This window comes from Pseudomonas sp. GW823-FHT02C02 (assembly GCF_058797635.1).
On sequence record NZ_JBXAJV010000023.1, the window covers coordinates 106,104 to 112,931 of the forward strand.

Annotated in this window: 5 protein-coding genes; 3 read left to right on the forward strand and 2 right to left on the reverse strand. The window is 61.6% G+C overall.

Going from position 1 to position 6,828, the window contains the following annotated elements; genetic code table 11:
- Positions 1-127: 127 nt before the first annotated feature.
- Complete coding sequence (locus AC1ROI_RS30490; RefSeq protein ID WP_102594371.1) at positions 128-1,471, reverse strand: MFS transporter; 1,344 nt, start codon at positions 1,469-1,471, stop codon at positions 128-130.
- Between the two features lie 286 nt (positions 1,472-1,757).
- On the opposite strand from AC1ROI_RS30490, the gene AC1ROI_RS30495 reads away from it, so the two are divergent.
- On the forward strand, positions 1,758-3,191 hold the full coding sequence (locus tag AC1ROI_RS30495; protein WP_010455232.1) for an aldehyde dehydrogenase family protein: 1,434 nt from the start codon (positions 1,758-1,760) through the stop codon (positions 3,189-3,191).
- Between the two features lie 156 nt (positions 3,192-3,347).
- On the opposite strand, the gene AC1ROI_RS30500 is transcribed toward AC1ROI_RS30495, so the two are convergent.
- Positions 3,348-4,634, reverse strand: a complete 1,287-nt coding sequence (locus AC1ROI_RS30500; RefSeq protein ID WP_102594372.1) for an OprD family porin — start codon at positions 4,632-4,634, stop codon at positions 3,348-3,350.
- Between the two features lie 194 nt (positions 4,635-4,828).
- Between AC1ROI_RS30500 and gcvA the strand changes: the two genes are divergently transcribed.
- Positions 4,829-5,734 carry a transcriptional regulator GcvA gene (gene gcvA, locus AC1ROI_RS30505; protein ID WP_010455236.1) on the forward strand — a complete coding sequence of 302 codons (906 nt, stop codon included), beginning with the start codon at positions 4,829-4,831 and terminating at the stop codon, positions 5,732-5,734.
- Positions 5,735-5,827: 93 nt separating this feature from the next.
- A complete protein-coding gene (locus AC1ROI_RS30510) occupies positions 5,828-6,733 on the forward strand; it encodes an NAD(P)-dependent oxidoreductase (RefSeq protein ID WP_102594373.1) in 906 nt (301 codons plus the stop codon).
- The last annotated feature ends 95 nt before the right edge of the window (positions 6,734-6,828 follow it).

Genomic DNA, 6,828 nt, shown 5'->3' on the forward strand with positions numbered 1-6,828 from the left:
AGGGCCGTTTCTCATTTCGTGCAGGTAACGGCACTTCTGTGGGAGCGGGCTTGCTCGCTCCCACAGGGTTTGTGTTTCTGGCATGAAAAAGGGGCGGATCATCCGCCCCTTTTTCATTGATGTCCGATCAACGCAACGGCTGCCCCCGCGTCTCCGGCATCCGCAGGTAAACCACCGCGCTGATTGCACTGATCACCGCCAGGTAAATCCAGAACAACCCGCCATACCCCCAACCCGCCATGGCGGCCATCAGGTACGGGGCGGTGCCGCCGAACAAGGTCACCGACAACGCATACGGCAAGGCGATGCCCGTCACGCGAACCTCGGCCGGGAATTGCTCGGCCATGGTCACCGCCGAGGCGGCGCCGAAGCCGGTCATGATGACCATCGAGACGGTCTGGATCAGCGTCACTTCCATCAGGCTGATGCCGACGTGCAGTAAGCCAAAGCTCGGCCAGGCCCACAGGATCGAGGCGATGGCGAAGGCGATCAGCACCGGACGCCGCCCGACGCGATCCGCCAGTTTGCCGGCGAATGGCAGCAATACCAGCGACACACCTACGGAAATCACCCCGGCCAGCAAGGTGTCGCGGATCGACATGCCGGTGATCAAATGCACCTGGTTCGGATAGCTGACCATCCACACGTAGTTGAGCAGGTTGCCGGCCATGGCGATGCCGATCACGCGCATGGCATCGCGGCGATGGCTGAACAGCAGTTCGCGAATCGGGCGTTTTTTGCCGTGGCTGGCGATGCGCGATTTGAAGATCTCGGTTTCGCGTACCGACAGGCGAATCCATAGGGTGATCAAGCCCATCAGCGCGGCAATCACGAACGCGACGCGCCAGCCCCAATCGTAGAGCGCAGTGTCGCTGCCCATCGACGCCAGGGCAAAGCCGAGCAGGAACGACACCAGCGTGCCGGCATTGATTGCAAACCACTGCCACGACCCGGCGAAGGCCCGGCGATGCGCAGGGGCCGACTCGATCAGAAACGCCGAGGCGGAGCCGAATTCGCCGCCCGCCGAGAAGCCCTGAACCAGCCGCGCAAACACCAGAATGATCGGCGCGGCAATGCCGATGCTCTCATAGTTGGGGCAGATGCCGATCACCAGAGAGGCGACGGACATCAGCAGGATGGATAGCGTCAGGCCCTTCTTGCGGCCATAGCGGTCTGCCAGTTGGCCCAGCACCGCGCCACCGATCGGGCGCATGATGAAGCCGACGGCGAACACGGCCAACACCGACAGCAAGGCGGTTGCCCCGTCACCGGCGGGGAAAAACTGCTTGGCGAGAATGGAGGAAAAGGTCGCATAGATGACCCAGTCTGTGTACTCGACGATGGTGCCCAGGGTCGCGGCGACAATCGCTTTTTTCTCTGCACTGTTGAGTTGTCGACCTTGGCTCTGAGTCGTGGCAGTGGCGTTGGATGCGGACGGCAGTTCGCTGTCCACCGTAGGGTAGTTGCTCATGGTTATGGCTCCCGTGGGCGCTATTATTGTTGACCTTTAGACGCGGCCTCAGTGTTGCTACGGGAGAAATATCCAGCACCGTCAGCTTCTCGTGTAGCGAGTTTTCAGGGCGGTTCGATTGACTAAAAATCAACCCACTGTGTTGAGGTTTTCTCAACGCATACCCCTGTAAAACTCGGTTGAAGGCGCCCGCGCGAGCGAGGGTAAATGCAGGCAATCATGGGGCTGCCCACGACCTCCCCCATGTACCGCATCGACAATAAAAGTTTCGCGAGGAGAACCCGCAATGTTTGAGCAAACCAACAGCTTCATCGATGGACGCTCCGTGCCGCCGCTGGACGGCCAGTACGAAGACAAAATCGATCCACGCACCGGCGAAAAACTCAACGAAGTGGCCAGCAGCGGCCCGGCTGACGTGGCCATCGCGATCGATTCCGCCGCCGCCGCGCTGCAAGCCTGGCGTGACATGCGCCCGGCGGACCGCGGGCGCATCCTCAACGATTTCGGGCGTTTGATCCGCGCCAGCGAAAGCACCCTCGGTGCGCTGGAACGGGCCGAAACCGGCAAACCCGGGCGCGAGATGGCGACCCTGATGGACCTCACGGCGCAGTACTTCGAGTTCTACGGCGGCATCGTCAATGTCATGGACGGTGAAGTGATCAACCAAGGCCCGAATTACCACGTCTACACCCGCCGCGATCCGTTCGGCGTGATCGGTGTGATCCTGCCGTGGAACGCTCCGCTGCATCAGGCGGCCCGGGCGATTGCTCCGGCGCTGGCCACGGGCAACACGGTGGTGGCGAAACCGTCGGAACACACCTCGGCATCGCTGGTGGAACTCGCGCGCATGGCTGTGGAGGCCGGAATTCCGCCGGGGGTGTTCAACGTGATCGTCGGCAAAGGCAGCGTCATCGGCCCGGCCATGGCGCATAACCCGCACATCCGCAAAATCTCCTTTACTGGCGGCATTCGTGCCGGTCAGGAGTTGGGGCATATTGCGGCGGAGCGGATCCTGCCGTTGACCCTGGAACTGGGCGGCAAGTCTGCCAACATCGTGTTCGACGATGCCGACCTGGACGCCGCGGCCAAAGGCTCGACCCTCGCGTTCACCTGGAACAGCGGACAGTGGTGCGCTGCCGGGACCCGGTTGCTGGTGCAGGAATCGATCTACGATCGCTTCGTCGACAAACTGGTGGCCGAGGTCGGCAATCTGCGGGTCGGCCCGCAGGACGATGCGACGTCCGGTCCCATCACCACCCGCGCCCAGTTCGAGAAAATCCAGAGCTACTTTGCAATTGCCGAACGCGAAGGCCTGACCCCGGCCATCGGCGGCAAGGTGGCGAGCCATCCCGGCTTTGAAAACGGCTGGTACATCGAGCCGACCGTCTACACCGGCGTAACCAATGACATGACCCTGGCCCGTGAAGAAATCTTCGGGCCGATTGTGTGCGTGATTCCGTTCAAGGATGAAGCGGACGCGTTGCGTATTGCCAACGACAGCGAGTTCGGCCTGGGGGCCGGTATCTGGAGCCGTGACATTGGCCGGGTGCACCGGGTGGCCGCGAACCTTGAGGCCGGGCGGATTGTGGTCAACGAATACAGCGGCGGGTTCGTCCAGACACCGTGCGGCGGGTTCAAGCAAAGTGGTTACGGGCGTGAGCAAGGGGTTGATGCGTTGTCGCATTACACGCAGCTCAAATCAGTGATCATCCGCCTCTGACTTCCCGTCTAACACCCAAGGGTGCAGCCATTGCTGCACCCTTTTTTCGTCCTCAAATACACCGCCCTCCAGAGGTGAAAGAAGTACCTGTGGCGAGGCACTCGACACAGGTAATTCTTTCACCACGAGTGAGCATCAGTTCATAGATCTAGGGGTTTACCAAAGCGCCAACGAGTAGGTCACAATCAAGCGGTTCTCATCGATATCACTGGAGAAATTGCTCCGCGCACTGGCGTTTTTCCACTTCAGCCCCAGGTCCTTCAACGGCCCGCTCTGAATCACATACCCCAACTCGGAATCACGCTCCCATTCCTTGCCGCCCTCCGCCCGGTTGCGCACGGTGACGTCGTCGCCCGACAGATAGCGGGTCATGAAGGTCAGGCCGGGAATTCCCACGGCGGCAAAGTTGTAGTCGTAGCGCGCCTGCCATGAACGTTCGTCCTGGTTACCGAAATCGTTGATCTGCACCAGGTTGACCAGATAGCCGTCGGTGCCGTTGATGTTGGCGAAACCGGTGTCGCCGCTCATGCGCTGATAACCCAGGCCCACCGCATGGCCACGGGCGCTGTAGGTCAACATCGCGCCCAGCGCCGAGTTGTCGACATTGCTGTTGCCCTCGTCAAGGCTACGCGCCCAGCGTAAATCCGAGTTCAAGGTCTGGCCTTCGCTGATCGTCCATTTGTGGTTCAGGGTCAGGTAGTGCTGCTGATACATCCCCTCCAGTTCACCGTAGTGATAGGCCGTGCTCAGCGCCGGCACCCAGCGGTAGGTGGCCCCGGCAAAGTCGAAGCGGTCACTGGTGGCGTGGCTTCCCAGGCGGATATTGCGCGACCCGCCGTTGAAAACGCTCATGTCTTCATTGTCGGAAGAGTTGCGCAAGTTGGTCTGGTCGAGTCGACCAAGGTCCAGGGACAGGTTGTCGAGGTCCGAGCTGTTGAGCCAGGCGCCGCGAAAGGTTTGCGGCAGCAGGCGTGAATCGTTGTACATGACCACCGGCATCCGAGGCAGCAAGGTGCCGACTTTCAGAGTGCTGCGCGCCAGGCGCAGTTTGCCGGTCAGGCCCAGTTCGCCGTAGTCATCCTCGGCTCGTCCACCCGGTCCACGCTCGGTATTGAGCAGCCCGGTGCCGGAGCGATCCGGTGATGAATCGAGCTTGACGCCCACCAGTCCGATAGCGTCGAACCCGACGCCGAGCATGCCGTCGGTGTAGCCCGATTCCAGCCGCAGGATGAAGCCCTGCGCCCATTCCTCTGCCTTGCTTTGAGCGACGCCGGACTGACGAAAATCACGATTGAAGTAATAGTTGCGCAGCTCCAGGCTGCTTTTGCTGCCCTGAAGGAAATCGGCACAGGCCGGGTTCATCAGCGTGCTGGCGGCACTGCACAGCGACAGGCGCCATACCAGCGGGAAGCCCTTCCGGGCGTTGGAAAAGGGGCTGTTCATGGGTGTGTTTCTCTTATTGTTGTCAGGTTCGGCCACGGGCCAGACAGGCGCGTGACGGTCGATCCTGAAAGCCGCGCTGCCGACCGACAATCGAGAAAAACACGCCCTTCCCTTGAGTTTTAATCAAGTGGGTTTAGGCTTTGGTTTACGTACACTGCGCGCCGCTCCTCCCATAAGAACAAGAGTTGCTCACCATGGAACGTCTGCCTCCCCTGAATGCCATCCGCGCATTCGAATCCGTCGCCCGGCATTTGAGCATCACCCTGGCCGCCGATGAATTGAACGTCACCCCGGGCGCAGTCAGCCGGCAGATCCGCACGCTCGAAGAATTTCTCAAGCTCGATCTGTTCGTGCGCGGGCACCGCCAGATCACCCTGACCGCTGCCGGCGAGCAGTACTTCCGCGCGGTGGCCCGGGTGGTCGAAGACCTGCGCGGAGCCACCAAAAAACTCATGTCTCCACCGCTGCGCCGTCAGCTGAAAGTCCGCGCCTACACCACCTTCGCCATGCAGTGGCTGATCCCGCGCCTGGCAAGCTTCCACGCGCAGAACCCGAAGATCGAAGTGCTGCTGACCGCCTCCCTCGAGCCCGTGGACTTCTACAAGGAAGACATCGATGCCGCCATCCGCCTCGGCTCCGGTGAGTGGCCCAACTGCAATTGTCACGTGCTCAGCGATAACCAGCTGGCCCCGGTGTGCAGCCCGTCGCTGCTGCAGCATGGCCCAGGGTTGCAGACGCCGGCCGATATCGCCAACTACACCATGCTGCACTCGATCGCCCGCCTCGAAGACTGGCGTTACTGGCTGGAAGCTTGCGGGGTCAGTCGCGAAGTCGATGCCCACGCCGGCATGACTTATCAGAGTTCGTCGATGGTTTACGCGGCGGCGGTCGGCGGTCAGGGCATTGCCATGGCGCAGCTGTTTCTGGTGAACAAGGAACTGCAGGACGGCAGCCTGATCCGGCCGTTCGAACAGGTGGTGGACATGGGCGTCTACACCTACTACCTGCTGATTCCCAAGCACCGCGAGGAAAGCGAAGACCTGCGAATTTTCCGTGAATGGGTCCTTGAACAGGCACGCATCACCCGCGATCTGGCTTGAGCTTTGATCAAGGCACTGCGGCGTAAAACTGCTTTGTCGGTCATTTGTCACCGTGTCTAGCATGGGTCTCCATCCACAAGAAAGAGACCCGCCATGACCACCCCCGATACGCCTTCCATCGGTTTCATCGGCCTCGGCGCCATGGGCCAGAAAATGGCCCGCCATCTGCTCGACAAAGGCTTTGACCTGAACCTGTTTGATCCCAATCCCCACGCCTTGGCGCCATTGCTTGAACGGGGTGCGCGCAGCCATGCAACGCCTCGGGAAGTGGCGGACCACGCGCACATCGTGCTGGTCTGCGTGCCAACCCCGGACATCGTCGAAAACGTAGTGCTCGGTGCCGACGGCGTGATCCATGGTCAAAAGGTCAGCATTCTGGTCGACCACTCCACCACCGGTCCGAGCCTGGCCCGACGCCTGCAAGCGGCGTTGTCTGAACGCAACATCGCCGCCCTCGATGCACCGCTGGCCGGGGGTGTCGCGGGGGCGCAGAACGGCACGCTGTCGGTGATGGTTGGAGGTGATCGTGCCGCTTATGAGCGTTGCTCATCGGTATTCGCCGCCTTCGGCAAGAAGGTCGAACACATCGGCACCGAGCCAGGGCTAGGCCAAACCTTGAAGCTGGTCAACAACATGATCGTCGCCGCCACTCTGGTGGCCACCAGCGAAGCCATGTTATTCGGGGTCAAGGCCGGGCTCGACCCACGGCAGATGGTGGAGATGCTCAACGCCAGCACCGCGCGCAGTTTTACCAGCGAACAGATCCTGGCGGGCACCGTGATGCGCCGGGAATTCGACTTCGGCTTCCGCCTGGATTTGATGCGCAAGGACGTGCGGCTGTTTCTGGCCGAGGCGGAAAACACCGGAGTGCCGGCCTTCACCTCTTCGGTGGTCAAGCAGTTCTTCGATCAGGCCTTGAGCGAAGGTGACCCGGCGCGGGATATGACCCATGTGGTGCAGGTGCTGGAGCAGATGGCGGGCGTCGAACTCCAAGGCTGAGTTTAATTTCCACCGCAGATCCCCTGTAGGAGTGGGGGGGGGGGGGGGGGGGGGGGGGGGGGGGGGGGGGGGGGGGGGGGGGGGGGGGGGGGGGG